General features: G+C 72.1%; 27 protein-coding genes. 14 read left to right on the top strand and 13 right to left on the bottom strand.

Annotation, left to right across the window (positions count from 1 at the left end):
• Nucleotides 1–11: 11 nt before the first annotated feature.
• The 3 genes from AB0L65_RS26850 to AB0L65_RS26840 all read right to left on the bottom strand — a co-directional run bounded on the left by AB0L65_RS26850 (nt 12) and on the right by AB0L65_RS26840 (nt 2,854).
• Nucleotides 12–1,277 (bottom strand): MFS transporter, encoded by a 1,266-nt coding sequence (locus AB0L65_RS26850; RefSeq protein ID WP_364250192.1) that lies wholly within the window; start codon nt 1,275–1,277, stop codon nt 12–14.
• Nucleotides 1,274–2,362 (bottom strand): PLP-dependent cysteine synthase family protein, encoded by a 1,089-nt coding sequence (locus AB0L65_RS26845; RefSeq protein WP_364250189.1) that lies wholly within the window; start codon nt 2,360–2,362, stop codon nt 1,274–1,276. The genes AB0L65_RS26850 and AB0L65_RS26845 overlap by 4 nt, the downstream gene beginning before the upstream one ends.
• A 93-nt stretch (nt 2,363–2,455) precedes the next feature.
• Nucleotides 2,456–2,854 (bottom strand): hypothetical protein, encoded by a 399-nt coding sequence (locus tag AB0L65_RS26840; RefSeq protein ID WP_364250186.1) that lies wholly within the window; start codon nt 2,852–2,854, stop codon nt 2,456–2,458.
• A 200-nt stretch (nt 2,855–3,054) separates the two neighbouring features.
• Between AB0L65_RS26840 and AB0L65_RS26835 the strand changes: the two genes are divergently transcribed.
• Entirely contained in the window at nt 3,055–4,332 is a 1,278-nt protein-coding gene (locus AB0L65_RS26835) for an aminotransferase class V-fold PLP-dependent enzyme (protein WP_364250183.1), read from the top strand.
• Between the two features lie 54 nt (nt 4,333–4,386).
• Here AB0L65_RS26835 and AB0L65_RS26830 read toward each other — a convergent pair whose 3' ends face one another.
• Nucleotides 4,387–5,211 carry an alpha/beta fold hydrolase gene (locus AB0L65_RS26830; RefSeq protein ID WP_364250180.1) on the bottom strand — a complete coding sequence of 275 codons (825 nt, stop codon included), beginning with the start codon at nt 5,209–5,211 and terminating at the stop codon, nt 4,387–4,389.
• A gap of 146 nt (nt 5,212–5,357) precedes the next feature.
• Between AB0L65_RS26830 and AB0L65_RS26825 the strand changes: the two genes are divergently transcribed.
• Complete coding sequence (locus tag AB0L65_RS26825; RefSeq protein ID WP_364250177.1) at nt 5,358–6,251, top strand: NAD(P)-dependent oxidoreductase; 894 nt, start codon at nt 5,358–5,360, stop codon at nt 6,249–6,251.
• Between the two features lie 66 nt (nt 6,252–6,317).
• Nucleotides 6,318–7,013 carry an SGNH/GDSL hydrolase family protein gene (locus AB0L65_RS26820; RefSeq protein WP_364250174.1) on the top strand — a complete coding sequence of 232 codons (696 nt, stop codon included), beginning with the start codon at nt 6,318–6,320 and terminating at the stop codon, nt 7,011–7,013.
• Here AB0L65_RS26820 and AB0L65_RS26815 read toward each other — a convergent pair.
• The 4 genes from AB0L65_RS26815 to AB0L65_RS26800 all read right to left on the bottom strand — a co-directional run bounded on the left by AB0L65_RS26815 (nt 6,997) and on the right by AB0L65_RS26800 (nt 10,403).
• Nucleotides 6,997–8,004 carry a GDSL-type esterase/lipase family protein gene (locus AB0L65_RS26815; protein ID WP_364250171.1) on the bottom strand — a complete coding sequence of 336 codons (1,008 nt, stop codon included), beginning with the start codon at nt 8,002–8,004 and terminating at the stop codon, nt 6,997–6,999. The genes AB0L65_RS26820 and AB0L65_RS26815 overlap by 17 nt on opposite strands.
• Before the next feature lie 173 nt (nt 8,005–8,177).
• Entirely contained in the window at nt 8,178–8,954 is a 777-nt protein-coding gene (locus tag AB0L65_RS26810; protein WP_364250168.1) for a DNA-formamidopyrimidine glycosylase family protein, read from the bottom strand.
• 34 nt (nt 8,955–8,988) lie between these two features.
• A complete protein-coding gene (locus tag AB0L65_RS26805) occupies nt 8,989–9,912 on the bottom strand; it encodes an NADP-dependent oxidoreductase (protein WP_364250165.1) in 924 nt (307 codons plus the stop codon).
• A 5-nt stretch (nt 9,913–9,917) separates the two neighbouring features.
• Nucleotides 9,918–10,403: a luciferase family protein gene (locus AB0L65_RS26800; RefSeq protein ID WP_364250162.1), complete on the bottom strand. Its 486-nt coding sequence runs from the start codon at nt 10,401–10,403 to the stop codon at nt 9,918–9,920.
• 109 nt (nt 10,404–10,512) lie between these two features.
• Between AB0L65_RS26800 and AB0L65_RS26795 the strand changes: the two genes are divergently transcribed.
• The 3 genes from AB0L65_RS26795 (at nt 10,513) to AB0L65_RS26785 (ending at nt 13,655) form a co-directional block, all read left to right on the top strand.
• Nucleotides 10,513–10,872 carry a helix-turn-helix domain-containing protein gene (locus tag AB0L65_RS26795; protein ID WP_364250159.1) on the top strand — a complete coding sequence of 120 codons (360 nt, stop codon included), beginning with the start codon at nt 10,513–10,515 and terminating at the stop codon, nt 10,870–10,872.
• A gap of 255 nt (nt 10,873–11,127) precedes the next feature.
• Nucleotides 11,128–11,493 (top strand): SPW repeat protein, encoded by a 366-nt coding sequence (locus tag AB0L65_RS26790; RefSeq protein WP_364250156.1) that lies wholly within the window; start codon nt 11,128–11,130, stop codon nt 11,491–11,493.
• A gap of 206 nt (nt 11,494–11,699) precedes the next feature.
• Nucleotides 11,700–13,655 (top strand): endo-1,3-alpha-glucanase family glycosylhydrolase, encoded by a 1,956-nt coding sequence (locus AB0L65_RS26785; RefSeq protein WP_364250153.1) that lies wholly within the window; start codon nt 11,700–11,702, stop codon nt 13,653–13,655.
• A 58-nt stretch (nt 13,656–13,713) separates the two neighbouring features.
• On the opposite strand, the gene AB0L65_RS26780 is transcribed toward AB0L65_RS26785, so the two are convergent.
• The 4 genes from AB0L65_RS26780 to AB0L65_RS26765 form a co-directional block, all read right to left on the bottom strand.
• Nucleotides 13,714–14,943, bottom strand: a complete 1,230-nt coding sequence (locus AB0L65_RS26780; RefSeq protein WP_364250150.1) for a hypothetical protein — start codon at nt 14,941–14,943, stop codon at nt 13,714–13,716.
• On the bottom strand, nt 14,940–15,605 hold the full coding sequence (locus tag AB0L65_RS26775; RefSeq protein ID WP_364250148.1) for an ABC transporter ATP-binding protein: 666 nt from the start codon (nt 15,603–15,605) through the stop codon (nt 14,940–14,942). Before AB0L65_RS26775 ends, AB0L65_RS26780 begins: the two co-directional genes overlap by 4 nt.
• On the bottom strand, nt 15,598–16,104 hold the full coding sequence (locus AB0L65_RS26770; protein WP_364250146.1) for a PadR family transcriptional regulator: 507 nt from the start codon (nt 16,102–16,104) through the stop codon (nt 15,598–15,600). The genes AB0L65_RS26775 and AB0L65_RS26770 overlap by 8 nt, the downstream gene beginning before the upstream one ends.
• Before the next feature lie 62 nt (nt 16,105–16,166).
• Nucleotides 16,167–16,733: a TetR family transcriptional regulator gene (locus AB0L65_RS26765; protein WP_350739447.1), complete on the bottom strand. Its 567-nt coding sequence runs from the start codon at nt 16,731–16,733 to the stop codon at nt 16,167–16,169.
• Nucleotides 16,734–16,813: 80 nt separating this feature from the next.
• Between AB0L65_RS26765 and AB0L65_RS26760 the strand changes: the two genes are divergently transcribed.
• The 8 genes from AB0L65_RS26760 (at nt 16,814) to AB0L65_RS26725 (ending at nt 23,612) form a co-directional block, all read left to right on the top strand.
• Complete coding sequence (locus AB0L65_RS26760; protein ID WP_364250142.1) at nt 16,814–17,545, top strand: SDR family oxidoreductase; 732 nt, start codon at nt 16,814–16,816, stop codon at nt 17,543–17,545.
• Nucleotides 17,546–17,651: 106 nt separating this feature from the next.
• Nucleotides 17,652–18,227: a tripartite tricarboxylate transporter TctB family protein gene (locus tag AB0L65_RS26755; protein ID WP_364250139.1), complete on the top strand. Its 576-nt coding sequence runs from the start codon at nt 17,652–17,654 to the stop codon at nt 18,225–18,227.
• Entirely contained in the window at nt 18,227–19,738 is a 1,512-nt protein-coding gene (locus AB0L65_RS26750) for a tripartite tricarboxylate transporter permease (RefSeq protein WP_364250136.1), read from the top strand. The genes AB0L65_RS26755 and AB0L65_RS26750 overlap by 1 nt, the downstream gene beginning before the upstream one ends.
• Before the next feature lie 27 nt (nt 19,739–19,765).
• Nucleotides 19,766–20,758, top strand: a complete 993-nt coding sequence (locus AB0L65_RS26745) for a tripartite tricarboxylate transporter substrate binding protein (RefSeq protein ID WP_364250133.1) — start codon at nt 19,766–19,768, stop codon at nt 20,756–20,758.
• Nucleotides 20,759–20,770: 12 nt separating this feature from the next.
• Nucleotides 20,771–21,361, top strand: a complete 591-nt coding sequence (locus AB0L65_RS26740) for an RraA family protein (protein ID WP_364250130.1) — start codon at nt 20,771–20,773, stop codon at nt 21,359–21,361.
• Between the two features lie 37 nt (nt 21,362–21,398).
• Nucleotides 21,399–22,160 carry an IclR family transcriptional regulator gene (locus AB0L65_RS26735; protein ID WP_363972768.1) on the top strand — a complete coding sequence of 254 codons (762 nt, stop codon included), beginning with the start codon at nt 21,399–21,401 and terminating at the stop codon, nt 22,158–22,160.
• A gap of 37 nt (nt 22,161–22,197) precedes the next feature.
• The gene (locus AB0L65_RS26730; protein WP_364250127.1) at nt 22,198–22,971 is read left to right on the top strand and encodes a DUF1932 domain-containing protein; all 774 of its coding nucleotides are present in this window, start codon (nt 22,198–22,200) and stop codon (nt 22,969–22,971) included.
• A 56-nt stretch (nt 22,972–23,027) separates the two neighbouring features.
• A complete protein-coding gene (locus AB0L65_RS26725) occupies nt 23,028–23,612 on the top strand; it encodes a putative glycolipid-binding domain-containing protein (protein ID WP_364250124.1) in 585 nt (194 codons plus the stop codon).
• A 166-nt stretch (nt 23,613–23,778) separates the two neighbouring features.
• On the opposite strand, the gene AB0L65_RS26720 is transcribed toward AB0L65_RS26725, so the two are convergent.
• The gene (locus AB0L65_RS26720; protein ID WP_364250121.1) at nt 23,779–24,666 is read right to left on the bottom strand and encodes a slipin family protein; all 888 of its coding nucleotides are present in this window, start codon (nt 24,664–24,666) and stop codon (nt 23,779–23,781) included.
• Between the last annotated feature and the right edge of the window lie 672 nt (nt 24,667–25,338).

Genomic DNA, 25,338 nt, shown 5'->3' with positions numbered 1-25,338 from the left:
GCCGACCGCCCCTATGCCGCCTGTGGCCGGTCGCCGAGCGCGACGGTCCGGCAGGCGGGGGAGAGCCGGCCGCGCCGGTCCAGCCGCCGGACGGCCGCGGCGGAGGCCAGCCCCGCGACGGCCAGGAGCAGCCACGGCAGGCCGGCCCACCCGGTGGAGCGGGCCGTGTCGACCAGGGCGCCGGCCACGAGGTTGCCGGCCAGGATCCCCAGCCCGGACAGCAGGTTGTACAGCCCGTAATAGGTGCCGATCAGGCGATCTCCCGCCATGTCGGCGATGGTGGCCATCTCGAACGGGAAGGCGACCAGCGTGCCCAGGGTGAGCAGGAGCACGCACATCACGACGGGCACCATCGCCCACACCGGCGCGAGAGCCGGCTGGGCGAGCGCCGCGGGCGGCAGGAAGGCGACCCCCATGAGCGCCAGGCCGCGGCTGATCGCCTGGCCGCGCGTCCACCGGGCCGAGCTCCAGGCGGTCAGGCGGACCTGGCCGGCGATGCCGAGCAGCGCCGAGAGGGCGTACAGGGCCATCACCCCCGCCTCGCCGCCGCCGAGGCGCTGCACCTCGAGCGGCAGGGCCAGATACATCTGGTACGACAGCGCGTACGAGGCGATCATCGCCGCGGCGAAGGACACGAACGCCCGGTCTCCGAACGCCCGCCGCCACTCCCGCAGCACCGGCTGCCGCTCCTCCGGCACGGGAGCGCGCCGGGCCGGAAGGCACAGCCCCTGCAGGACGGCCAGCACCGCGAAGATCGCCGCGGCGGACAGGCACACGGCGGTGAACCCCGTGTGCAGCAGGGCGAGGCCGGCCAGCGGGCCCAGCAGGATGCCGCCCTGGTAGAAGACGTTGAACACGGCGAAGGCGGCGACCTTGCGCTCCCCGGCCGCGCTGGCCAGATAGGCCCGCGCGGCCGGGTTGAACAGCGCGCCCGCGAAGCCCGTCACGGCGGCGGCCAGGACCAGCAGGGGCAGCGAGGTGGTCAGCCCGAACAGGGCGAACCCGACGGTCCGCAGCGCGCACCCGAGCATGATCATCGGCTTGTGGCCGAGCCGGTCGGCCAGGGTGCCGCCGATCAGGAACATGCCTTGCTGGCTCATGTTCCGCAGGCCCAGGATCAGCCCGATCGTCCAGGCGGCCAGGCCGGCGTCGGCCGAGAGATGCTGGGCGAGGTAGGGCATGAGCATGTAGAAGCCGAGGTTGATGCCCGCCTGGTTGATCTGCAGGAGCTGGATCGGCCGGTCGAAGGAGCGGAACTGCCGCAGCGTGTCCCTCATCGCCGGCCTGCCAGGGGGTCCGTCACGGTGGCGCAGCGCGTCCAGCGGTGCACCTCCCGCTCGGCCGGCTCGCGCAGGACGTCGGGCTCCTCGGCCGGGACCGTGCCGAGCAGGCCGTTGGCGTGGCAGTAGTCGTCGTCGAAGATGCTGCTCCAGTAGCGCCACGGCCCGTCGGGGAAGACCGCCACGACGGTCTGGTCAGGCGCGGTGCGGGCCAGCCAGCGGGCCACCAGGGTGACCGCGCCCGTGCTCCAGCCGCCCGAGACGTAGTGACCGGCGGCCAGGGCGCGGCAGGCCCAGACCGCTTCGGCCGGGCTGACCCAGTGCACCTCGCTGAAGGCGTCGTAGGCGACGTTGCGGGGATGGATGCTGGAGCCGAGCCCGCGCATCAGGCGGGGCCGGGCGGGCTGGCCGAAGATGGTGGAGCCGACGGTGTCGACGCCGACCAGCTTCAGCCGAGGGAAGTGGCGGCGGAGCACGCCGTGGATGCCGGAGCTGTGCCCGCCGGTGCCGACGGAGCACACCAGCGTGTCGATGTGCGGCAACCGGCCCAGCAGTTCGTGGGCGAGCCCCGCGTAGGCGTCGGCGTTGTCCGGGTTGTTGTACTGGTCGGGGCAGTAGGAGTCGGGAATGTCGGCCAGCAGGCTTCGCACCCGTTCCCGGCGGGCCTCCTGCCAGCCGCCGGTCGGGTGCGGCTCGCGGACGATCTCCAGGCGTACGCCGTAGGAGGAGAGCAGCCGGCACATGAGCGGCTCCATGCCGGGGTCGCCCACCAGCACGACCGGATGGCCGAAGACGATCCCGGCCAGGGCCAGGCCGAGCCCCAGGGTGCCGCTGGTGGACTCGATGATCGTCGCCCCCGGCCGGAGGTCCCCGCGGGCCCGGGCCTGGCGTACCATGTGCAGGGCCGGACGGTCCTTGATGCCGCCCGGATTGAACCCTTCCAGCTTGGCCCAGAACCCTCCTCCCGGTACGAACGGCTCGGAGATGAATGCCAGCGGCGTATTGCCGACAGCGAGGGAAAGCGACGAGAAACCGGTGGGCGGCGTCTTCTGCGGACGCGCAAAAGTAGCTGGTGATGACATTGGTGAAATCCCCGAAGTGAGTGGCGCAATTCGCGGCATGACCGAATGGCCGCGAATCCGGGCGGACATGGACGGCTGATGGACGTCGCGGTCCTATATGCGCATCACGCAGAGATTTTCCAGATACGGCGCGGCGGTTCCGGCGGCGTGCGCCGGGACTGTCGTGGCCGCCGCGGCGGCCTGCGCCGACGGGACGGACGAGGCCGTGGACATCGCCGCGAAGATCGGCGTGTCGGCCGGGTTGGTCGCCGAGCAGTCCTGCTCGGTGCCGTGCTGGTGGCGCGGCGGCAGCTCGCGGTGCAGGCACCGCGCGCTGTAGACGGCGGTGTTCTTCAGATCGACGCTGTGGGCGACCGGCTCCGACAGCTCCACGGCCGCGCACGCGCCGCCATGGGCGAACACCACGCCGATGAGCAGCACGAGCGCGAGCACCGCATGCGCCGCCGGCCGGCCGGGCGGACGGCGGGAACGGGTGGTCCTTGTCGTGAGCATCACCGGTGATAATGCCCGCGAGGCCGCCTGCCGCGCCCGGAGAATTCAAAGATTCCGGTAAAGCCGGTAGGCGCTTTATGGAGAGTACGGGGCAATCCGCCGCACCTCCTGCCGACACGGGGAAATGAACCCGCGGTTTGCCGCGACCGACGCCACACTGGGGATTCGCGTCCCATTGATGTCAGGTGGTGAGGTCTTTCATGACCGTGTCGAGACGCCGGGTCGTCGCCGGACTCGGTGCGCTGGCCGCCGCTCCGGTCGCCGCCGGACCGCCGGCCGTCCGGCGTGGCGTCACCGCCGAGCGGCTGGCCCGGGACGAGGATTTCTGGGCCGCCGTCGGCCGCCGGTTCCGGGTGAGCCCGGACTTCGTCAACCTGGAGAACGGCTACTACGGCGTCATGCCGGAGCCCGTACGGCAGGCGTACCACCGCAATGTGGACCTGCTCAACGAGCAGAACTCGCACCTGCTGCGCACCACGTACAAGGCGGGCGCCGACAAGATCCGCGATCGCCTCGCGGGCATGCTCGGCGTCACCAAGGAAGAGATCGCACTCACCCGGGGCGGCACCGAGGCCCTGCAGAACCTGATCTCCGGCTACCGCCGCCTGCGTCCCGGAGACCAGGTGATGTACGCCGACCTGGACTATGACAGCGGCCAGTACGCCATGAACTGGCTGAAGGACCGGCGTGGAGCCGAGGTCGCGCGGATCGTCATGCCCGAGCCCGCGACCTGCCAGGCGGTGCTGGACACCTACGAGCGCGCCCTGCGCGAGCACCCGAAGACGAAGCTGCTCCTGCTCAGCCACATGAACAACCGCACCGGCCTGGTCACGCCGGTGCGCCGGATCGTCTCCATGGCCCGCGCCCGGGGCGTCGACGTGATCGTGGACGCCGCGCACTCCTGGGGGCAGCTCGACTTCACCCTCCCCGACCTCGACGCCGACTTCGCGGTCTTCTCGCTGCACAAGTGGATGGGCGCGCCGCTGGGCGCCGGGTTCCTCTACGTCCGCGCGCAGCGCCTGGGCGACATCGACCCGCTCTACGCCGACGAGACCTACACCGCCACCGACATCCGCTCGCGCGTCCACTCCGGCACCATGAACGTCGCGCCCTTCCTCACCGTCGACGCCGCCCTGGACTTCCACGACGCACTCGGGGCGCAGGTCAAGCAGGCCCGGCTGCGGTTCCTGCGCGATCGCTGGGTGCGCCCGCTTCGCGACGTCCCGAACGTGGAGATCCTGACCCCGGACGAGCCCGGCATGTACGGCGCCATCACCGCCTTCCGCCTGCGCGGGCTCACCACGGAGGCCGACAACGTCGCCATCGCCGACCGCCTGATGCGCGACCATCGGATCTTCACTGTCGCCCGGACGGGCATGGCGGGCGGTGGCGGCGTCCGCGTCACGCCCGCCCTGTTCACCTCCGCGGCCGACATCGACCGGCTCGCGGCCGCTCTGCGCGACCTCCGCGCACCCTGACCTGCCGGCTCGCCGGACGGCGGGCTGTGCGACCGCCAGTCGTCGGACCCGCCGTTACGAGGAGCTGCCTGACGGCTTCCGCCGGCCCTGGGCGAGGATCAGGCCGGCCACGCCGGCGGGGTCGTCGGACATGGGGACATGCCCGCTGCCGGCCAGCCTGACGTGGCGGGCGGCGGGGAGCAGCGTCCGCGCCCGGCGGGCCTGGCCGCCGATGAGCAGCAGGTCCCGGGTGCCCCAGGCGATCGTGATCGCCTCCTGATCGATGCCGCGGCCGCCGCCGAAGAAGTAGCGCCGGCTGTACGGCAGGATCGCCCGCACTCCCGGGGCGTCGGCGAAGGCGCGCATGGTGCGCAGGGTCTCGTCCGCGCTGAGCCGGAGGGGGTGGGCGAAGTACAGGCCCATCGTCGCGGCGCGTACCACGCTGCGGCGCACCAGCGCGGGCAGCAGCGGGGCGAGCAGGCGGGCCAGGCCACGGGAGCCGCGCAGCACCGCCACGACGTAGGCGACCTCCAGGCGCGACCAGAATCCGATCGGCGCCAGCGCGACCACGCCTCGGGCCCTGCCCCGGCGTGCCAGTTCCAGCGCGATCGCGCCGCCCAGGGAATTGCCGGCGATCAGCGGGGAATCGAGGTGGAGCTCGTCCAGCAGGCGTTCCACGCGATCGGTCAGCTCGATGACCCCGAGGGGGCCGCCGTCGTGGGGAAGCGGCGAGCCGCCGTGGCCGGGCAGGTCGACCAGTACGAGCTCATGGTGGGGCGTCAGCCGATCCGTCACCGGATCCCAGCCGTGGCGGTCGTGCCCGATGCCGTGCAACAGCACCACCGGCGGCCCTTCCCCTCGCCGTTCGAAGGCGAGCTGTCCCGCGTGGCCGGTCGTCATGGCGCCCCTCCTGGAATGCGTTCCGCACCGTTCGAGGATCATAACCTGAACATTGATGTTCAAGTTAGCGTGCGCGCCGCCGGGAAGGGTAGCCGGGTACGGATCCTCGTCCTGAACCGGGCACGACAAGACAGAAAGGCGACCTCATGACCGACAACCTCACCGTGAGCGTTCTGGGCGCCGGGATCATGGGGGCCGCGATGGCCCGCAACCTCGCCCGCGCGGGGCACACCGTCCGTGCCTGGAACCGCTCCAGGGACAAGGCCGAACCGCTGGCCGCCGAGGGGATGCACGTCGCCGGCACCCCCGCCGACGCCGTACGCGACGCCGACGTCGTCCTCACCATGCTCTACGACGGCGCCGCCGTGCTGGAGGTGATGCGGCAGGCCGCGCCCGCCCTGCGCCCCGGCGCCGCCTGGGTGCAGTCGACCACCGCGGGCCTCGACGCGATCGGCGAGATGGCCGCCTTCGCCAGCGAGCACGGGCTGGTCTTCTACGACGCGCCCGTCCTCGGCACCCGCCAGCCCGCGGAGGCCGGGCAACTGCTCGTCCTGGCGGCGGGACCAGGCGAGGGCCGGCAGGCCGTGACGCCGGTGTTCGACGCCGTCGGCGCCCGTACCGTGTGGACCGGTGAGGACGGGGCCGCCGGTGGCGCCACCCGGCTCAAGCTCGTGGCCAACAGCTGGGTCCTCGCCGCCACCAACGCGGCCGGCGAGGTCCTGGCCCTGGCCAAGGCGCTGGGCGTGGACCCGCAGAGCTTCTTCGACGCCATCGAGGGCGGCCCCCTGGACATGGGCTACCTGCGCGTCAAGACCGGCCTGGTGCTGGAGGGCCGCCTCACACCGCCCAGCTTCGCGGTCACCACCGCCGCCAAGGACGCCCATCTGATCGTCGAGGCGGGGGAACAGCACGGCGTCCGCCTCGACGTCGCCGCCGCCGGTGCCGCGCGCTTCGACCGCGCCGCCGCGCAGGGCCACGGCGACGAGGACATGGCCGCCGCCTACTACGCCAGCTTCGACGACGATCCCGCCACCGCCTGAGCGTCCCCGACCACCGGCCGCGTGCGGTGTTGAAGAGTAAGTACGAACGATCGTACGCTATCCTTCGTGACCACGACCTCCCCTCGCGCAGAAGAGTCCGATCCCTACTGCCTGCCCGCCGCGCGCGCCGCGGACCTGCTCGCCCGCGCGCCCTGGCGCCGCTTCGCCACCGTCGGCGACAGCCTGGCGGCGGGCACCGGCGACCCGAGCCCCGGATACGCCGGCCTGGGGTGGCCCGATCGCGTCGCGGACGTGCTGCGCCGGATCCATCCCGATCTGGCCTACCTGAAGGCCGCCGAAGTCGGCGCGACCGCCTCCCGGACGGTGCGGACGCAGCTGGACCGGCTCGGCGCGTTCGGCCCCGACCTGGTCCACGTGTCCTGCGGGGCGAACGACCTGTTCCGGCCCGACCCCGACTACGCGGCCGTCGAGGCCTCGATGGGACGGGTGTTCGAGTTCGCCGCCGGGACCGGCGCGCAGCTGACGACGTTCACGCTGGGCAGGGCGTTCGTGGTGCCGGGGTACGCGGACTGGGGCGACCGGGTGCGCCGGGTCAACGACATCACTCGCGGCCTGGCCGCCGACCACGGCGCGGTGCTGGCCGACATGTGGGACCACCCGGTCAACGACCGTCCGGACCTGCTGAGCGCCGACCGGATCCACTTCGCCGGAGCCGGGCAGGCGGTGCTGGCCGCCGAGATCGTCAAGGGGCTCGCCCGCCTGCTCGGAGCGCAGGCGCCGTCCCTCAGAGCCTGGCGCTGATGATCGGCGCCAGGCGATCGGCGATGACCACGTGGCCGCTGTCGTTCGGGTGGACGTTGTCGGACATGTTGGCGCTGGCCAGCCAGCCCTCGGTGGGGACGTAGTAGACCTTGGCGTCGCCCGCGGAGTTGCGGGCGGTGACCGCGGCCCGGGTCTGCGTGGCGAACCGCTTCGTGAAGGTCTCCAGCGCGAAGATCGCCGCCCCGGGGTAGGCCGTCCGCACCTCCTGCAGCAGGTGGGTGTAGGACGCCTGGAAGGTGGTGGTGCTCACGCCGTGTCCCACGTCGTTGGTGCCCAAGTTGATCACGACCGCGTTGGCCTGGTAGCGGGAGAAGTTCCAGTCCGGGGTGGCGGCGTTGGGGTTGAGCTTGGGGAAGCGCGCCTCCAGGCCGACGCAGCCGTCCGCGGTCGCCACCAGGCAGGCGCCGCCCTGGGCGATCTGGGTGTGCCGGGCCCCGAGGCGCTCGCCGATGAGCCAGCCGTACGCGGTCAGGGCGTTCTTGGAGGTGGTCGTGCCGACGGTGATGGAGTCGCCGACGAACTCGATCAGCTTGGACGGGGGCGCGATCGCGTACGTCGTGGCCCCCGGGTCGAGCGCGAGGCCCTGGAAGACGGCGTCACCGTGGTAGGACCCGGCGACGACCCGGTAGGAGACGCGTAAGGTGTGGTTCCCCGCGGCCAGCGGCGTGGGGGTGAGGTTGACCGAGCCGCGTACGTTCTGGATGTAGACCCACGCGCCGCCGTCGACGCTGTAGTACAGGTCGATGGTGTTGCGCTGGTTCAGCCTGACCGTCCTGCCGGTGAAACCGGTGGTGAGGTAGGCGCCCGCCCAGTACGGCACGTACGCGGTGGAGGCGGAGGTGTCCCACCGTCCGGTGAAGGAGATGTTGGCGTCGGTGGGGGAGCCGTCGCCCGTCGCCGCCTCGGCCCGCGGCGTGACCGCTGTGACCAGGGCGATGACGAGCGTGCCGAGCAGCAGCCGTGTCCTCATCAGAGTCCGATCCTGGGGGCGACGATGGGTGCGAGCCGGGCGGCGACCGTGATGGCCGGCAGAGGGCTTGCGCACCAGTGGACTCTCGGTCATGAACGATCGTCAACGAGATCGTTCGCGCGGCGCGTCTCCGGGCAGGTCAGTGGCGCGTGCCCGGTGAAAGGTTCACGCCTTCAGAGAGGCTGGCAAACCGGGCACCACACGGTCGTACGGCCGGCGATCCGGCCGCGGGACAGGGGCGTGCCGCAGCGCGGGCAGGGGCCGCCGGGCTCGTCGCGCGCGCCGGTCAGCCAGGTGTCACGTGCGGGCACGCATCCGGCCTTGATCGACACGCGCAGGACCCGGCGCATCGCCCCGTACAACGCGGCGCGCTCGTCCTCGTCCAGATCTGCCACGGCACGCCGGGGATCGACGCCGGCGTGCCAGCAGATCTCGTCGGCGAGCAGGTTGCCCAGGCCGGCGAGGAACGCCTGGTCGATCAGCGCCGGCTTGAGCCGTCCCCGGCGGCCCGACAGCAGCCTGGCGAAGCACGCGTACGACACCTCGCGCGCGTCCGGGCCGAGGCCGCCGAGCACCCGCTCGGCCTGGGCCTCGTCGGCGGCGAGGCGGATGCCCTGGAGTTTGCGCATGTCGCGATAGCGCAGCTCCCCGTCGTCGAACTGCCAGACGACCCGGTCATGCCGGTGCCACGGCTCCTCGGGGGAGTGCCAGGACAGCGAGCCGGTCATGCCGAAGTGCAGCATCAGCACCGGCCCGCCGGCGGGCGCGATCAGCCACTTGCCGTGCCGCCGCGGCCGCTCGAACCGGTGTCCGCGCAGCACGGCGGCCAGTCGCCGGGCGCCGATGCCGCGCAGGACCCCCGGGTCGCGAACGCGCACGGCCCTGATCGGCTCGCCGGTGTGCTCCGACAGCACCTGGCGGAAGCCCTCGACGTCGGGGAGTTCCGGCATGGGGAAACCCTGCCCACCAGGGCCGCCTGCTCGCTCAGATCGTGACGGCGAGCTTGCCGACGGTGCCGGTGGTGAAGTCGGAGACCGCGCGCGGCGCCTCGGCCAGCGGGTAGGCGCGGGCCACCGGCACGCGCAGGCGTCCCGCGACCGCGTCGGCGGCGAGCCGGGCGAGGGTGTCCGGGTTCGGGTCGGCCATCACCGCCGTGGCCTTGAGGTCGCGGCCGGGTTCGTCGGGCACGTAGTGCAGGGTGGAGGCCAGCCGCCCGCCGTCGGCCAGCAGGGCGGCGACCGCCGGGCCGTCGCCCGCCAGGTGCAGCGCGGCGTCCACCCCGCCCGGCGCGATCGCGCCCACCTGCGCCGGCAGATCGGCGTGGTCGACGGCCCAGGTGGCGCCCAGCCCCGTGACGAAGGCGGCTTCGGCTCCGGGCCTGGCGGTGGCGATCACCCTGGCGCCGCGCGCGGCGGCCAGCTGGATGGCGAACGCGCCCACGCCGCCGGTCGCGCCCGAGATCAGGACGGTCTCGCCCGGTGCCGGGGCGACGGCGTCGACGGCGTCGAGCGCGGCGGTCCCGGCCAGTCCCAGCACGCCCGCGCGGGTGTGGCCGAGCCCTTCGGGGATCCTGGCCAGGCCGTACTGCTCGCTCACCACCACGTATTCGGCGAATCCGCCCTGGCCCAGGGTCGGGCGCATGACCACGCCGAACACGTCCGCACCCGGCGTCAGGCCGGTCACGCCCTCGCCGACGGCCGCCACGGTGCCGGCGAAGTCCTTGCCGAGCACGACCGGGAACTCGTAGTCGTACACGCCCTTGAGATAGCCGCCCAGCACGCCCAGGTCGAAACCGTTGACCGAGGAGGCCAGCACCCGGACCAGCACCTCGCAGGGACCCGGTTCCGGCACGGGCAGGTCGGTGGCGGCCAGGTCGGCGCCGAAGCCGGTGAAAGCCATGGCACGCATGATGATCACTCCGTTTCCGTGGAAGCTGTGGTGGCCTGCCGCCAGGAGGCGCGCAGGACGGCGCGGGCGACGGCCAGTTCGGCCTCGTCGCGCGGGGCGTAGAGCATCACGATCGTGTCCGGCCACTCGGGGCGCCGGCTGATCGGATGCGGCTCGATCCACCCGGCCCGTTCGAGCGGATCGATGAGGGGCGCGGGCACCGTGAGGTGCAGGAAACCCGAGCGGTGGATGTGGCCGAACTCGTCACGGCTGGGGTGCAGGAACGCCGCCCACGGCCCGGCCGGGTCGCGCAGCCGCAGCGCGAGTGAAGCGGGCTCGGACACCTGGCTGGGGCCGGTGAACACGCCCGCCAGCGCCTGCGCCTCCGCCACCAGGGCGGCCCTGACGTGCGGCGGGGAGAACTGGTCGAGCTGGTCGTGCGGGATCTCCCGACCCGTGGTCCGCGGGCGAGGGCCGGATCGGGGTGGGGGATCGGTCAAGTCGATGCTCATCACAACAGCACTTTCTGTGCGCTGGTTACTTCTTGTGCGCGCATCGAGTCTGATCCAGAATGCCGTCATGACGGAAGAAGGCACTTTGACCCGCGTTAGGCACACCGATGTGCGTGAGACGGTCGGCGAGCATCACCCGAGTTGCCAGTTGCGCGACATCCTCGACCGTGTCGGGGACAAGTGGAGCGTGCTGGTGATGGACCTGCTCGGCGGCGGCCCCAAGCGCTACTCCGAGCTGCAGCGCGCCATCGAGGGCATCTCCCAGCGCATGCTCACCCTCACCCTGCGCAGCCTGGAGCGCGACGGCCTGGTGGAGCGCACCGTCACCCCCACCTCACCGCCCCGGGTGGACTACGACCTGACCCCGGTCGGCCGGACGCTGTCGTCCCAGGTCGCCGGGCTCATCGAATGGGCCGAGCGGCACCGCGAGTACGTGGCCGCCGCCCGCCTGCGCTACGACGCGTCCTGAACGGGCCCAGCGCCGCGCGCTGACGGGTGCCGCGGACGGCTGCCGCTCGCCGTCATAGGCGCCCTGGGCGATTTGGAGAAATGTTGACCCTGGTGGGCGCGTTGGCGTGACCGTGGGGGAAGGGGTTACGTATTCAAATTCAAACCTCCACGCGGTATGGGGAAGGTGGTGTGGGACATGGCTGATAGTCCACTCCATCCGAAACTCGACATGGGTCAGCACCCGGACATAGCGGCCCTCCGAGCTCAATACGACATGGCTGCGCAGAGCCCGTCGGGGCAGTCCGTCAGCGGACTGACATTCCTGAGCGGTCTCTATCTCGCCATCTCGCCATGGGTGGTGGGATTCTTCGGGCGCTCGACCCTGACCGTCAACAATCTGATCACCGGTATCGCCCTGGCGCTGCTGGCGGCCGGGATAGCCTCGGCGTACGGCAGGATCCACGGGCTGGCGTTCGTCGTACCGGTCATCGGAGTGTGGACGATCATCGCTCCGTGGGTGCTGCCGCCGCACACAGCCAGCGCCGGCACGATCATCAACAACGTCATCACGGGGATCGTCATCGTCGCATGCGGCCTGGCCTGCGTCATGCTGGGCTCGATGTCCCTACGCCGGCGTTGACGCCTCCGGGCGGACCGCCGGTCCGCACCGAGAAGCGGCACGCCGCCGACTGCGTCCCGTCTCCGGAGGAGAAGGGGACGCAGTCGGCTGTCCGGCACCTGTGAGTTATCCGAAAAGTGTGGATCCGACGCTTGAGCATGATCCATCCTTGGCCGTGCAAGACGGCCCCGCCGAGGCGGGGCCGTACCGTAAGGCAAGGGAGTTTCATGGCCAACCGATATCGGACGTTATTGGGGGCGGCGGCGGGAGTCGCCATGCTGGCGACAGCCGCTGTGGCCCCCGCGCAGGCGTCCGCCGTCGCCCCCGTCAGCGTGACGTTCGCCGCGGTGGAGGACGTGTTCGTCAGCCAGGCCGAGCCGGCCAAGAGCTTCGCGACCGCGACCTGGGTGAGCGTCTGCGGCACCGCGTGCGGCAGTGCCACCGCGGGGCAGCGTGCCGCCCTGACCCGCTTCAAGGTCACCGGCATCCCGCAGGACGCCGAGGACGTCAAGGTCACGCTGGACGTGGTCTCGGCGAGAACGACGGACACCACCGTCTCCGTCCGCCCGGTGACGGGCGCCTGGACCGAGGCCGCCACCACCTGGAACACCCGTCCGGCGCTCAGCGCGCCGGTCATCGGCTCGCACACCGGCTTCACCACCGGCGCGACGGCCAAGCTGGACGTCTCGTCGGCCGTCAAAGGCGACGGCACGTACGCGTTCGCCCTCACCGGGACCGACGCCACCACGACCGTCCTGATGTCCTCGCGCGAGAGCGGGAACCGGGGGCCGAAACTCACGGTCACGTATACGGAGGGCACCGGGGACGAGCAGACCGACGGGCCGTTGCCCTTCACCCTGGCGGGCACCGCGGCGCTGCGGGCCTCGGCCAAGAAGGTGTTCGCGCACTACTTCAGCCCCTATCCGATCTCCCTGGACAACCAGGCTCCGGCCGGCGACTACTACGCCAGGAACTACCTCAAGCCGGACGGCGAGAGCGGCAAGCACGCCGCCTACGGCGGGCTGCTGCGCGACCGGCCGCTGGGACGCGACCCGATCACGGGCGACTACGCGCTGGCCGACCTCAAGACCGAGGTGCGGCAGGCCATCACCGCGGGCCTGGACGGCTTCACCGTCGACATCCTCTCCGTGACCAGCGCGCAGTGGACGCGGGTGCAGAACCTCGTCAAGGCGGCCGAGGCCGTGGACCCCGGCTTCAAGATCGTGCTCATGCCGGACATGAACGGCCTGTCCTCGGTGGACAGCGCCGCCTTCGCCACCGCCATGGCCAAGCTGGCCGCCTCGAAGTCGGTCTACCGGCTCGCCGACGACCGCCTCGTCGTCGCCCCCTTCAAGGCCGAAGGCCGCACCGCCGCCTGGTGGTCGGACTGGATGAAGGCCATGGAGACGCAGCACGGCATCAAGGTCGCCCTGGTGCCCACGTTCGTCGACTTCAACAAGTACCGCGACGCCTTCGCCTCCATCAGCTACGGCTTCTCGAACTGGGGCAGCCGCAGCCCCGCGGCCAACGCCGCTCTGACGACGAACATCGACCGCGCGCACGGCATGGGCAAGATCTGGATGCAGCCGGTGTCCGTCCAGGACGAGCGTCCCAACCAGAGCATCTTCGACGAGGCGGGCAACACCGAGAACCTGCGGGCCACCTGGAAGGGCGCCATCGACGGCAAGGCGGAGTGGGTGCAGCTCACCACCTGGAACGACTACTCGGAGAACACCCAGTTCGCCCCTTCCAGGAACGCCGGCTGGACGTATCTGGATATAAGCGCCTATTACCTGACCTGCTACAAGCTCGGCTGCCCGAAGATCACCAACGACACGGCGTACCTGACCCACCGGGTCCAGCCGGTCGCGGCCGAGCCGTCGTACGCGCAGACCAAGCTCATGAAGCTGCGCGACGGCAGCACCGCGGCCCGCGACACCGTCGAGGTGCTCACCATGCTGACCGCGGCGGGCAAGGTGTCGGTCACGATCGGCGGCACGACGCAGACCTACGACGCGCCCGCCGGGGTGTCCGCCAAGACGTTCCCGCTGAAGGCGGGCACTGCTTCGGCCTCGGTCACCAGGAGCTCGGCCGTGGTGGCGAAGGTGGTCTCGCCGTACGCGATCAGCGCGACGCCGTACGTGCAGGACCTGCACTACCGCGCGGCCTCCAGCGAACGCTGACGCGGCGCGCCGGATCCCCGGGCCGGGTGCCCCCTGGGATCCGGCGCGCCGGCACCTCTCAGGCGCGCAGCCTCTCCAGGCGGAGCGTGTCGCGCAGCAGCGGGCGTGCCGCCAGGGCCACGAGCACCGCGGCGAGAACCCCGATGCCCGCCATGGCCACGGCCCTGCCGGCCGCCCAGCCGAGCCACCCCACCTGGTAGTGGTCGGCGAGGGGCACGATCACCGCCAAGGTTCCCGCGACCGCCGCCACGACGCAGATCGGCAGCGCGGCGATGACCGCCTGCCGTACGAGGACCCCGCCCAGCGCCCGCTCCGGCACCCCGGAGGCGGCCAGCGCGGCGAACGAGCGGCGATGATCGAGCAGCTCCTCGGCCTGGTGCACCACCAGGGCGGCCGCCGACGTCACCAGGGCCACCAGGAGCGCGGCGTCGACGAGCGCATGGGCGTGGTGGTAGCCGACTGGCGCCTGCTGGGCCCCGGCGCCCGCGCCGAAGAACACCGTCAGGCCCACCACGGACAGGGCTCTGGCCCAGGCCCTCGGGTCCGCCTCGACCAGCCGCGCGGCCAGCAGCATCTCGGGCGAGCCGGCCCGCCGGGCGGCGCGGCGCGCGGACACCCTGATCACCCAGGTCGTGGCCAGCGTCGCCCCGAACAGCATGAGCACCGCCCCGGCCGTGATGGCCACAGCCGCCCCGTACTTCCCGGCGAGCGGGAAGCTCCCTTTCATCACGAATCCGAGAAAGAAGAGGCAGGCACCGGCCACGAAGCGGTACAGGTCCGCCGCTCTCGGCCCCCGCAGGCGTGAACGGCGAACCAGGCCCAGCGGTGAGGCGATGACGTTCCGGCCGGCGCGCGCCCCTGACAGGGCTCCGCCCAGCGCCATCACGGCCATGACCACCGGCACCTGGATCAGCGGCCCGGAGAGATGGGTGACCACGTAGACCGCGGCGCCGGCCAGCGAGCCGGCCAGCGCCAGCCGGCCGCCTTCCAGGGCGCCGAGCAGGCGCACGTCGTCCGGCGTGGCCCCGGCCAGCCGCAGACCGGCCAGCCGTCGCTCCCTGGTGGCCGAGCCCAACCGGTTGGACTGGTGCACCAGGCCGGCGACCGGCAGGGCCAGCAGGGCCAGGGCCAGCCCGGTCAGCGAGCCGCCCTCATCCTTGTAGTCGGCCAGGCTGACGGCCGTGCAGACCAGGAACGTCGCCAGCCCCGTGCCGGCGGCCACCAGCCAGGCGCGGGCTCGCTCGGCTCGCGACCGTCCCCTGTTCAGCATGCGGATGACGTTGATCATTGGCTGATCCCCGTCAGCACGGCCCCGTCCCGCAGGGCGAGCTCGCGGTCGGCGTAGGCCGCCACCCGGTTGTCGTGGGTGACCAGGACCACGGCGGTGCCGCCGGCGCGGGCCGCGCCCAGCAGCGCGCTCATCACCTGCTCGCCGCCGAGGGTGTCCAGCGCTCCGGTGGGTTCGTCGGCGAAGACCACGCGCGGGCCGGTCACCAGCGCCCGCGCGACGGCCACCCGCTGCAGCTGGCCCCCGGACAGCTCGCCGGGCCGCTGATCGGCGCAGTCGGACACCTCCAGCCGGGCCAGCATGTCGGCCGCGGCGGTCATCGACTCCTGCCGGCCGTGCCTGTTGAACAGCATCGGTAACGCGACGTTCTCCGCCGCGGTGAGCTCGGGCACCAGCTCCCCGAACTGGAAGACCACGCCGAAGCTCTCGCGGCGCAGCTTGGTGAGCCTCGCCTCGGCCAGCGTGTCGATCCGCCTGCCGTCCAGGACGACCTCGCCGGACTCCGGGCGGATGATCCCGGCCAGGCAGTGCAGCAGCGTCGACTTGCCCGACCCGCTCGGGCCGGTGACCGCGAGGATCTCTCCCTCCTCGAGCCGGAGGGAGACGCCTGTCAGCGCCTTGGTCCTGCCGTACGACTTCACCAGAGCTCTGGCCTCAAGCATCGTTGTCCCCCTTCAGCCGCGACAGTGCGGTCTCGATCCAGCGCAGGTCGGCGTCGAGGTGCTGGAGCGCGAAGTCGGCCGCCAGCACCTGGGCGGGCGGGCCGGCCGCCTTCTCGGCGGTCAGCTCCCGCATGCGGGCCAGATGCGCCTCGCGCTGCCGCAGGAGGTAGCCGTCGGCGTCTCGTCCCGCGACGGCGACCCGGGCGAACAGCGAGCTGGCGACGTACGGCGCCGGCGGCTCCACGGTGTCCAGCCACCGGGCCAGCTCCCCCCGGCCGCTGCCGGTGATCGCGTACATGGTCCGCTCGGGGCCGCCCTCCTGCTGTGTCTCCGCCACCTCGGCGAAGCCGTCGCGTTCCAGCCGTTGCAACGTGGCGTAGACCTGCCCGTAGGCCAGCGGCTTGGCGCCGGCCAGGCGATGATCGTGCTCCTTCTTGAGCTCGTAGCCGTGTTTCGGGCGCTCCGCGAGCAGCCCGAGCATCACATGAGCCGTGGACATGATCGCAACTATACATTCAATGAATAGTCGGGCAAGCGGCGGACTTCGAGGAGGCGGACGGCTCAGCCCGCGAGGCCGTCGAGCAGGTCGTCCAGGGCGGACTTCACCCGCTCCACACCCGTCTCCCCGAGCCGGTGGGCCAGCAGCGGGGCGGCGAGGGGCGCGAGGAGGGCGTCGGCGAGGCAGTGGGCGTCCGCGCCGGGGCGGAACCGGCCGATCAGCATCGACAGGTGGCCGTGGTAGGCGTCGTACGCGCCGCCGAAGCGGGCCAGCGGGCTCGCCGTCTCGGCCATGAGCAGCAGGTCGAGCTGCTCGGCAGTCCTGTCCGCCAGCGCCCGCAGGAACGCCTTGGCGCGCGCGGCCGGCTCCGCGCCGGGGCCGAGCGGCGGCGGGCCCTCGATGAACGCCGCCTGGAACTCCCGCTCCCGCCGGTCGATCAGCGCGTACGCCAGCCCGGACCGGTCGCCGAAGCGCCGGTAGAGCGTGCCGACGCCGACCCCGGCGGCCGCGGCCACGTCCGCCATCTGCAGGCCCTGCACGCCGCGGGCGGCCACGATGCCCTCGGCGGCGGCGAGGATCTTGGCGCGATTGCGGGCCGCGTCGGTGCGCTCGCGTGTCACGGCTCCCATCCTGGCACCTCTTGTCAACCGGAACTGATTCCGGTTACGTTGAAGCGGAATTGATTCCGCTTCAATGGGATGGAGGACGCATGGCACGGAAGGTAGCCCTGGTCACCGGGGGTAGCAGGGGGATCGGCGCGGCCGTCGCGCGGCGGCTGGCGGGTGACGGGTTCGACGTGGCTCTCACGTACCGGAGCGCGGGCGACCGGGCGGCGGCGATCGTCAAGGAGGTCGAGGCGGCCGGCGCTCGGGCGCTCGGGCTGCGGGCGGAGGCCGCCGACGCCGGGGCGCTGGTCGCGGCCGTGGAGCGGACGGTCCACGAGCTGGGCCGGCTGGACGTCCTGGTCAGCAACGCGGGCATCGCGCCGTACGGGGCGCTGGAGGAGGTGACGCTGGAGGAGGTCGACCGGCTGCTGGCCGTGCACCCCAGGGCCTCGTTCGTGCTGGCGCAGGCGGCGGCGCGGCACATGCCGGACGGCGGCAGGATCGTCCTCATCGGCAGCAGCCTGGCCGAACGCGTGCCCTACCCCGGCTGGACGGCGTACGCGATGAGCAAGTCGGCGCTGACCGGGCTCGCCAAGGGGCTGGCCAGGGACCTCGGGCCGCGCGGCATCACCGCGAACGTGGTCCACCCCGGATCCACCGACACCGAGATGAACCCGGCGGACGGGCCGGACGCGGACGAGGAGCGGCGCCACACGGCGCTCGGCCGCTACTGCTCGCCCGACGACATCGCCGCCACCGTCGCCCACCTGGCGGGGGACGGGGGCCGCGCCATCACGGGCACGGCCGTCTCCGTCGACGCGGGTGTCACCGCCTGACGCGTTACGTCACCTTCCGGTCATAGCCGGAAACCTCCGCGTAACCCTTGACATGTCCGCACGCCTCCCAGCACGCTTGTCATGAAATGGAAAGACTTTTCACTGTGTGAAAAGACTGGAAGGCGGCTACACCCCCATGAGCCATGAACAGGCGTTCGCCGAGCAAGCCCCCGCCCCCGATGACCAGGCCGCGGCCGCGGCGGCGCGGGCTTCCGACGCGAGGCTGAGAGCGGGCGCGCAAGTGGTTCTTGTCGCGCTCTCGTGCTACATCGCCGTCGAATCCCTGGGGCTCGGCCTGTGGACCTCGTTCGGTCCCGGGCCGGGGTTCTTCCCGTTCGTGCTGGCCATCGCGCTCGGGCTGCTCGCGCTGGCCTGGGCCGCCCAGACGAGGCGGGCCCGTGCGGACGAGGACGGCCCGGCCGAGCGCACCGACGTGGGCCACGCCGCCGCCGTGCTCGGCAGCCTGGTGGTGCTCGCGGCCGCCATGGACCTGGCCGGCTACCAGATCAGCGTGTTCGTGTTCCTCATGTTCCACCTCAAGTGGCGCGCAGGCCGGAGCTGGGCGCTGTCGCTCGTGCTCTCCCTCGCCGGCAGCGTGGGCATCTACCACGGCTTCGACCAGGGGCTGATGGTGCAGCTGCCGCCGTCGGCGATCCCGCTCCTGGCCGGCTGGGGCCTGTGATGGACGTCCTGGCCGACCTGCTCGGCGGGCTCGCCACGGCCCTGTCGCCGCAGAACCTCCTGTACGCGTTCATCGGCTGCCTGCTCGGCACCCTGATCGGGGTGCTGCCGGGCATCGGGCCCGTCGCCGGGGTGGCGCTGCTCATCCCGCTCACCCTCAACCTGGACCCGACCAGCGCCATCATCATGCTGGCCGCCATCTTCTACGGCACCCAGTACGGCGGCACCATCACCAGCGTCCTGCTCAACACCCCGGGCGAGGCCGCCTCCGCGATCACCACGATCGACGGCTACGCCATGACCAAGCAGGGCCGCGCGGGGGTGGCGCTCACCATCGCGGCGCTCGGCTCGTTCGTCGGCGGCACCGTCGCCACCGTCGGGCTCGTCGTCGCCGCCAAGCCGCTCGGCGACCTGGGCCTGCGGATCGGGCCGCCGGAGTTCTTCGCGCTCATGGTGCTCGGCATCTCCCTGCTCGTCGCGCTCGCCGGCCGCTCGATGACCAAGGCGCTCATCTCCGGCGTGCTCGGCCTGCTGATCTCGATGGTCGGCATCGACCCGGTGGCCGGGGCGCCGAGGTTCACCTTCGGCAGCGAACGCCTGCTCGACGGCATCAGCTTCGTCGCCGTCATCATCGGGCTCTTCGGCCTGTCGGAGATCCTCGTGGCGGCCAGGGGCGGCACCGCCCAGGCGGTGGCCCCGGGGCTGCGGGCGCTCCTGCCGGGCCGTGCCGACCTGCGGCGCAGCGTTCCGGCGATCGCCAGGGGCACCGGGATCGGGTTCGCGCTCGGGCTCGTCCCCGGGATGACCGGCTCGGTCTCCTCGCTGCTCGCCTACGGAGCGGAGCGCAGGTTCAGCAGGCACCGCGCCGAGCTGGGGTCGGGCGCGGTGGAGGGCGTCGCAGGGCCGGAGACGGCCAACAACGCGCACGCGAACGGCGCGCTCGTGCCCCTGTTCACCCTCGGCATCCCGGCCTCACCGACGATCGCCGTGCTCATGGGCGCGTTCCTGCAGCAGGGGCTGACGCCGGGGCCGACCCTGTTCGCCGAGCACGCCGACGTCGCCTGGGGGATCATCGCCAGCCTGTTCGTCGGCAACGTCATCCTGCTGGTGCTCAACGTGCCGCTGGTGCGGGTGTGGACGTCGATCCTGCGCATCCCGTACCCGGTGCTGACCGCGCTGATCCTCACGTTCATGGTCGTGGGCGCGTACACGATCAACTTCTCCGTCTTCGACGTGTTCGTCATGGTCGCCTTCGGGCTGCTCGGCCTCGTGCTGCGCCGCCTGGACATCCCCCTGGCGCCCCTGGTGCTCACCCTCGTGCTCGGGCCCCTCATGGAGCGTTCCCTGCGCGAGTCGCTGGAGCTGTCGCAAGGCGACCTCACCGTCTTCCTGACCCGTCCGATCTGCGTCGTCCTGCTGGTGATCGCGCTCGCCATCGCCGTGAGCCCGCTGCTGAGCCGGCTGCTGGGGCTGCGCAAACCCGCCGTCCTGGCCGAGGACCCCGAGGCCTGAGGCCGACACCCCCCATAAGGAGTCATCGTGAAAGTCAAGATCGCAGTCACGGCCGTGGCCGTGGCGACGGCGCTCGCCGCGTGCGGCGCCCAGCAGTCCGGCGGCGCCGCGGGCGCCTGGCCGCGCAAGGGGAAGCCGGTCACGCTGATCGTCTCGTTCGCGCCCGGGGCGGCCGTCGACGCGGCGGCCCGCGTGGTCGCACCCGTCCTGGAGAAGGAGCTGGGTACGAACGTCGAAGTGCTCAACAAGCCGGGCGCCGGGGGACAGATCGGCTACACCGCGCTCACCAAGGCCAAGCCCGACGGCTACACCATCGGCGCCACCGGCTCGCCGTCCGTCGTCGTCTCGCCCCTCGACCCGAGCCGGGGCGCCACCTACACCCGGCAGAGCTTCCTGCCGCTGGGCATGCAGGTGCTCGACCCGATGCTGGTCGGGGTCGCGCCCGGCAGCCCGTACAAGGATCTGAAAGCCCTGATCGAGGCGGTCAAGGCCAAACCGAAGAGCGTCACCGCGACCACGACCGGGGTGCAGACCGGCGAGCACTTCGCCCTGGCCGACATCCAGCAGAAGACCGGGGCGGAGTTCGCGCCCGTGCACTTCTCGGAGGGTGCGTCGTCGGCCATCGCCGCCTTCCTCGGCAAGCACGTCGAGGCGTACGTCGGCAACGTCAGCGACGTCAAGGACCTCGTCGCCCAGGGCAAGATCCAGGTGCTCGGCGTCATGTCGGCCGAGCGGAGCCCGTTCCTGCCGGACGCGCCCACCTTCGCCGAGCAGGGCTACCAGGTCGAGGGGGCGACCGCCCGCGGCTACTCGGCGCCCGCCGGGCTGCCGGACGAGGTCCGCGTCAAGCTCGAAAGTGCCCTGAAGAAGGCGATCGAGGACCCGGCGGTCGTCGCCAAGATGAAGGACCTCGGCCTGGCCACCGCGTACAAGTCCGGCCAGGACTACAGCACGTACTGGGCCGACCAGGAGACCACGGTCAAGCAGGCCCTCCCCCTCGTCCGCAACACCAAGAGCTGAAAGGCGCCTTCAATGAGCGAGACCTCCCAGGACGCGCTGGCCCGGCTGGCCGCCCTGCCCACCGCCAACATCGGCGACGCCATGGACCGCCTCGGCGTCCTCGACTCCCGGATCCGCCCCATCTGGCCGGGCGCCCGCGTCGCCGGGCGCGCCTTCACCATCTGGACCCGATCGGGTGACAACGCGCTCATCCACCAGGCGCTCGACGTCGTCGAACCCGGCGACGTGATCGTGGTCAACGGCGGCGGCGACGAGTCCCGGGCGCTGATCGGCGAGCTGATCGGGCAGCGCGCCAAGAACAAGGGCGTGGCCGGGTTCGTCATCGACGGGGCCGTCAGGGACGCCGACGGGCTCGGGGAGATGGGGATGCCCGTCTTCGCCCGCGCGGTGACGCCCGCGGGGCCGTACAAGAACGGGCCCGGCCACCTTGGCCGCACCGTCGCGGTCGGCGGCGTCGCCGTCGCGCCGGGCGACCTGATCCTCGGTGACGCCGACGGCGTGGTCGTCGTCCCGCTCGCCGAGGCCGAGCGGGTCGCGCAGGTGGCCGAGGCCGTCTTCGTGACCGAGGAGGGCAAACGGGCTGCCATCCTTGAATCCGCGTGACGACAGGTTCATCCGCGTGCGAGAAAGGGTTCCGCCGATGACCGCAGGACAGCCGCAGCCGTCCATGCGCTCGGTCGAGCGCGCGTTCGACGTGATCGAGGTGCTGGAGCGCAGCGACAAGCCGCTGCGGCTGTCGGAGGTCGCGCGGCGGGCCGGGCTGTCCCCGGCCACGACGCTGCGCCTGCTCGGGGTGCTGCAGCGGCGCGGGTTCGTGGTCGCCGGGCAGCAGGCCTACCACCTCGGCCCGGCCGCCCTCGCCATCGCCCACGGCTTCCTCGTCACCGACGGCCTCAGCCGCGCGGCCACCCCCGTGCTCCAGGAGCTGGCCGCCACCACCGGCCTGACCACGACGCTGCACATCAGGTCGGGCCTGGAGCGCATCGTCATCGCCCGCGTCGACGGCGCCGACCCGCTGCGCTACCAGCTCCCCATCGGCCGCCGGCTGCCGCTGCACCTGGGCGCGGGCAAGGTGCTCGCGGCGGCCATGCCGGACGACGAGCTCGACGCCCTGATGGCCGCGGTCCGCGACCTGGGCACCGCGGGCGGCAAGCCGGTCAGCGAGGCCGATCTGCGGGCCGAGCTGGAGCAGATCAGGGAACGCGGCTACCACTTCTCCATGAACGAACGCGTGCTCGGGAGCTCGGGCATCAGCGCGCCCGTGCCGGCCCCGGACGGCCACTCCATGGCGTCCGTGGGCATCTCCGGCCCCGCCGAGCGCCACCCCGAGAGCGAGATGCTCGGCTGGGTGCCCGAGCTGCGCCGCGCCGCCGCCGCGCTCGGCCGGGCGCGCGACCTTTAGCCATGGTTCACATATAAGAGGACTGAAGAGATTGATCATGCGTTGCGCCGTCATCGGACTGGGCGAGGCGGGCGGCGTCTATGCCGCCGCGCTCGCCGCCGCCGGGCACGAAGTGCTCGGGTACGACCCCGGCGACACCCCCACCCCCAAAGGCGTCACCAGGACGGCGACCCTGCGGGAGGCCGTCGAGCGGGCCGCGTACGTGCTCGTCCTGACCGGGGCCGCCGCGGCTCCCTCCGTGGCCGAGCAGTGCCTGCCCCACCTGGCGCGGGGCGCCTGCTACGCCGACTTCACCTCGGCCTCCCCGGAGGTCATGGAGCGGCTCGGCCGGTTGGTCGGCGAGCGCGCCGACTTCGCCGACGTGGCGATCCTGGGCCCGGTGCCGTTGCACGGGCACCGGGTCCCGCTGCTGGCCAGCGGGCCGGGGGCGGACGCGATCGCCCGGCTCGTCCGCCCGCTCGGCGGCCCGCGCGAGGTCTCCGTGGAGGTCCTCGACGGGCCTCCCGGGGCGGCCATGGGCCGCAAGCTGCTGCGCAGCGTGTTCATGAAAGGGCTGGCCTCCGTGGTCTGCGAGGCCGTCGCGGCGGGGCGGGCGGCCGGGGACGAGGACTGGATCAGGGTCGAGATCGCCAAGCAGCTCGCGGGTGACGGCCAGGCCGTCATCGACCGGTTCCTGACGGGCACCCGTACTCATGCCGTACGGCGGGCCATGGAGATGCGCGACACCGGCGCCTACCTGGACGTCCTCGGCGTGCCCGCCGAGATGACCCGCGCGGCCGAGCAGACCCTCCGCCGCCTGTCCACCGGCTGACACGTCTCTCTTGCCGGTGGGCGTTTTTTGTCGGTGGGCGATGACATGATCCGGCCATGACGACCTTCGCGCCACCGCCCGGCACCGCGGCCTGGCGGCACCTCGACGCGCGCACCGGCTTCGAGGTGGTCTACTTCCGGCCGCTGCCGGACGGGCACCGCGTCGAGGGGTGCACGACCGCGGTCGAGGAGGGCCGCACCTGGGTCGTCGACTACGTCATCGAGCTCGACGCGAGCTGGGCCACCCGCTCGGCCCGGCTCGCGAGCCGCTCTGCCGAGGGCAGGCGCCAGATCCTCCTGGAGACCGACGGCGCGGGCCGCTGGCGGGTGGACGACGCGCCGGCGTCCTGGCTGGACGGCTGCCTCGACGTCGACCTCGAGTCGTCGGCCCTGACCAACGCGTTCCCCGTGCACCGGATGCGGCTCGGCGTGGGCGCGGCCGCACCGGCTCCGGCGGCCTTCGTCCGGGCCGCCGACCTGGCCGTCGAGCGGCTCGAGCAGCGCTATGCCCGGCTGGCCGACGAGGAGGGGCGGCAGCGCTACGACTACGCGGCGCCGGTCTTCGACGTCGCCTGCCACCTGGTCTACGACGGGTCCGGCCTCGTCCTCGACTACCCGGGCCTGGCCGTCCGAGCCGCCTGAGCTTTTCCGCCCCCAGGGCTCCGGCTTGCCCCCGGGCGGCGGGTCGGCGGGTTGCCGGCCTGGCGGTGGCGGTCGGACGGTGGCGACGGGTGGGCGGCGGCGGGCTGCCGGGCAGGCGGTCGCGACCGGCCGGCGGCCGTGGGTTCGGTCGTCGGTCGCCCCGAGGTCAGGAGTCGGGGCGGGTCGCCGCCTCGTGCAGGCCGAGGATCTTGGTGAGCTCGTCCGGCGGCGTCAGCTGCGCAGGCGGCGCGCTCGTCTCGGCCGCGACCGGCCCCGCCGACTCCTCCCGCGCCGGCGAGCCCTGCGCGCCGCGGTCGAAGAAGCGCAGCACCTCGACCGGCAGCGGCATCACCAGCGTGGACGTCTTCTCGGCCGCCACCTCGACGACCGTCTGCAGGAGCCGCAGCTGCAGGGCGCTCGGCGTCTGAGCCATGATCGCGGAGGCGTCGGCGAGCTTCTGGGCGGCCTGGAACTCCCCGTCCGCGGTGATCACGCGGGCGCGGCGCTCCCGCTCGGCCTCGGCCTGGCGGGCCACGGAGCGCTTCATGGACTCGGGCAGCTGCACGTCCTTGATCTCCACCCGGTCGATGTGGATGCCCCAGCCGAGCGCCGGGCTGTCGATCATGAGCGCGAGGCCCTTGTTCAGCTCCTCGCGGTTGGAGAGCAGATCGTCCAGCTCGCTCTTGCCGATGATGGAGCGCAGCGACGTCTGCGCCACCTGCTCCACCGCGAACAGGTAGTTCTGCACCTCGACGGCCGCCCGCAGCGGGTCCTGCACCCGGAAGTAGGCGACGGCGTCGACCTGGACCGACACGTTGTCACGGGTGATGCCCTCCTGTGTGGGCACCGGCATCGTGACGATCTGGACGTTCACCTTCTTCAACCGGTCCACCCCCGGGATGAGAAAGGCGACTCCCGGCCGGCGGATCTCCTTCTGCGCCCGGCCGAAGCGGAACACGATGCCGCGCTCGACCTGATTGACGATCCTGGCGCCCCCGAATCCGGTCAATATGGCGATGGCCGCGAGGAAACCCAGGATGATCTCGGTAACCATAATGGCCTCCCTCCCATACTTCGAGAGTAGGCCTGCTCGAACGGAAGAGCGTACCGAGCCGGCCGGACCTCCCGGGCGCCGGGGTCCGCCTCTTCCGGCGCAACGGTCACGGTGTCGTCAACCGTCAACCGCGATCGTGCGGGGCGCGGTTGGCCCGAAACAGTTAGAAATCTACTTTGTAAAGGGCGGATCCTGCTGAGCCGGCGGATGCGAATCTGGTAAACGTCGGTGCGGTGCGTCAGGATCGAGTTGCGGTTCTTGGCCAATACCTGATATGGCCCGGCAAACCTTTGAATCGAACTTCAACATAGCGGATTCATGGCTATTGACAGCGGGACGGACGCACTTGCGACTAGGTTGCTGACAGCGGAGCCGGGGCGCAGGATCGGCGCGGGTGCGGGCGGTCCGGGGCAAGGGCGTCCCGCGCTCGCGAGGGCGCGCTGCGCGCGAGAGGAGGCGGGTGGGCGGCCGTGGTCTTGCCATGCCGGGGATGTCGCCGGTTGTTGATGGCTTATCACTGGTGAGAAGGGCAGAAGGGATCTCGTGCAGGTCCTTGGGCGAGCCTCGCGCAGGTCGGGTCCCGGTATGTTCCCCGCCCGGCCATGGGCCGGGGCGGCGCCGATGAATGCCGGGCACGAGAAGCGCGAAAACCGCGTCACAACAGCGAAAGGC

The sequence above is a fragment of the Nonomuraea sp. NPDC052116 genome (genome assembly GCF_040680035.1).
GTDB classification, from domain to species: Bacteria; Actinomycetota; Actinomycetes; order Streptosporangiales; family Streptosporangiaceae; genus Nonomuraea; species Nonomuraea angiospora_A.
This window is presented reverse-complemented; position numbering and strand designations above follow the sequence as displayed.

Bases quoted from the DNA above. Each gene is read 5' to 3' on its own strand.
- AB0L65_RS26740 (WP_364250130.1), top strand. From the start codon at position 20,771: ATGAGCGAGACCTCCCAGGACGCGCTGGCCCGGCTGGCCGCCCTGCCC.
- AB0L65_RS26845 (WP_364250189.1), bottom strand. From the start codon at position 2,362: ATGTCATCACCAGCTACTTTTGCGCGTCCGCAGAAGACGCCGCCCACC.
- AB0L65_RS26725 (WP_364250124.1), top strand. From the start codon at position 23,028: ATGACGACCTTCGCGCCACCGCCCGGCACCGCGGCCTGGCGGCACCTC.
- AB0L65_RS26730 (WP_364250127.1), top strand. From the start codon at position 22,198: ATGCGTTGCGCCGTCATCGGACTGGGCGAGGCGGGCGGCGTCTATGCC.
- AB0L65_RS26780 (WP_364250150.1), bottom strand. From the start codon at position 14,943: ATGATCAACGTCATCCGCATGCTGAACAGGGGACGGTCGCGAGCCGAG.
- AB0L65_RS26830 (WP_364250180.1), bottom strand. From the start codon at position 5,211: ATGACGACCGGCCACGCGGGACAGCTCGCCTTCGAACGGCGAGGGGAA.
- AB0L65_RS26840 (WP_364250186.1), bottom strand. From the start codon at position 2,854: ATGCTCACGACAAGGACCACCCGTTCCCGCCGTCCGCCCGGCCGGCCG.
- AB0L65_RS26825 (WP_364250177.1), top strand. From the start codon at position 5,358: ATGACCGACAACCTCACCGTGAGCGTTCTGGGCGCCGGGATCATGGGG.
- AB0L65_RS26760 (WP_364250142.1), top strand. From the start codon at position 16,814: ATGGCACGGAAGGTAGCCCTGGTCACCGGGGGTAGCAGGGGGATCGGC.
- AB0L65_RS26750 (WP_364250136.1), top strand. From the start codon at position 18,227: ATGGACGTCCTGGCCGACCTGCTCGGCGGGCTCGCCACGGCCCTGTCG.
- AB0L65_RS26720 (WP_364250121.1), bottom strand. From the start codon at position 24,666: ATGGTTACCGAGATCATCCTGGGTTTCCTCGCGGCCATCGCCATATTG.
- AB0L65_RS26770 (WP_364250146.1), bottom strand. From the start codon at position 16,104: ATGTCCACGGCTCATGTGATGCTCGGGCTGCTCGCGGAGCGCCCGAAA.
- AB0L65_RS26810 (WP_364250168.1), bottom strand. From the start codon at position 8,954: ATGCCGGAACTCCCCGACGTCGAGGGCTTCCGCCAGGTGCTGTCGGAG.
- AB0L65_RS26765 (WP_350739447.1), bottom strand. From the start codon at position 16,733: ATGGGAGCCGTGACACGCGAGCGCACCGACGCGGCCCGCAATCGCGCC.
- AB0L65_RS26790 (WP_364250156.1), top strand. From the start codon at position 11,128: ATGGCTGCGCAGAGCCCGTCGGGGCAGTCCGTCAGCGGACTGACATTC.
- AB0L65_RS26850 (WP_364250192.1), bottom strand. From the start codon at position 1,277: ATGAGGGACACGCTGCGGCAGTTCCGCTCCTTCGACCGGCCGATCCAG.
- AB0L65_RS26735 (WP_363972768.1), top strand. From the start codon at position 21,399: ATGACCGCAGGACAGCCGCAGCCGTCCATGCGCTCGGTCGAGCGCGCG.
- AB0L65_RS26775 (WP_364250148.1), bottom strand. From the start codon at position 15,605: ATGCTTGAGGCCAGAGCTCTGGTGAAGTCGTACGGCAGGACCAAGGCG.
- AB0L65_RS26785 (WP_364250153.1), top strand. From the start codon at position 11,700: ATGGCCAACCGATATCGGACGTTATTGGGGGCGGCGGCGGGAGTCGCC.
- AB0L65_RS26815 (WP_364250171.1), bottom strand. From the start codon at position 8,004: ATGAGGACACGGCTGCTGCTCGGCACGCTCGTCATCGCCCTGGTCACA.
- AB0L65_RS26835 (WP_364250183.1), top strand. From the start codon at position 3,055: ATGACCGTGTCGAGACGCCGGGTCGTCGCCGGACTCGGTGCGCTGGCC.
- AB0L65_RS26800 (WP_364250162.1), bottom strand. From the start codon at position 10,403: ATGAGCATCGACTTGACCGATCCCCCACCCCGATCCGGCCCTCGCCCG.
- AB0L65_RS26805 (WP_364250165.1), bottom strand. From the start codon at position 9,912: ATGCGTGCCATGGCTTTCACCGGCTTCGGCGCCGACCTGGCCGCCACC.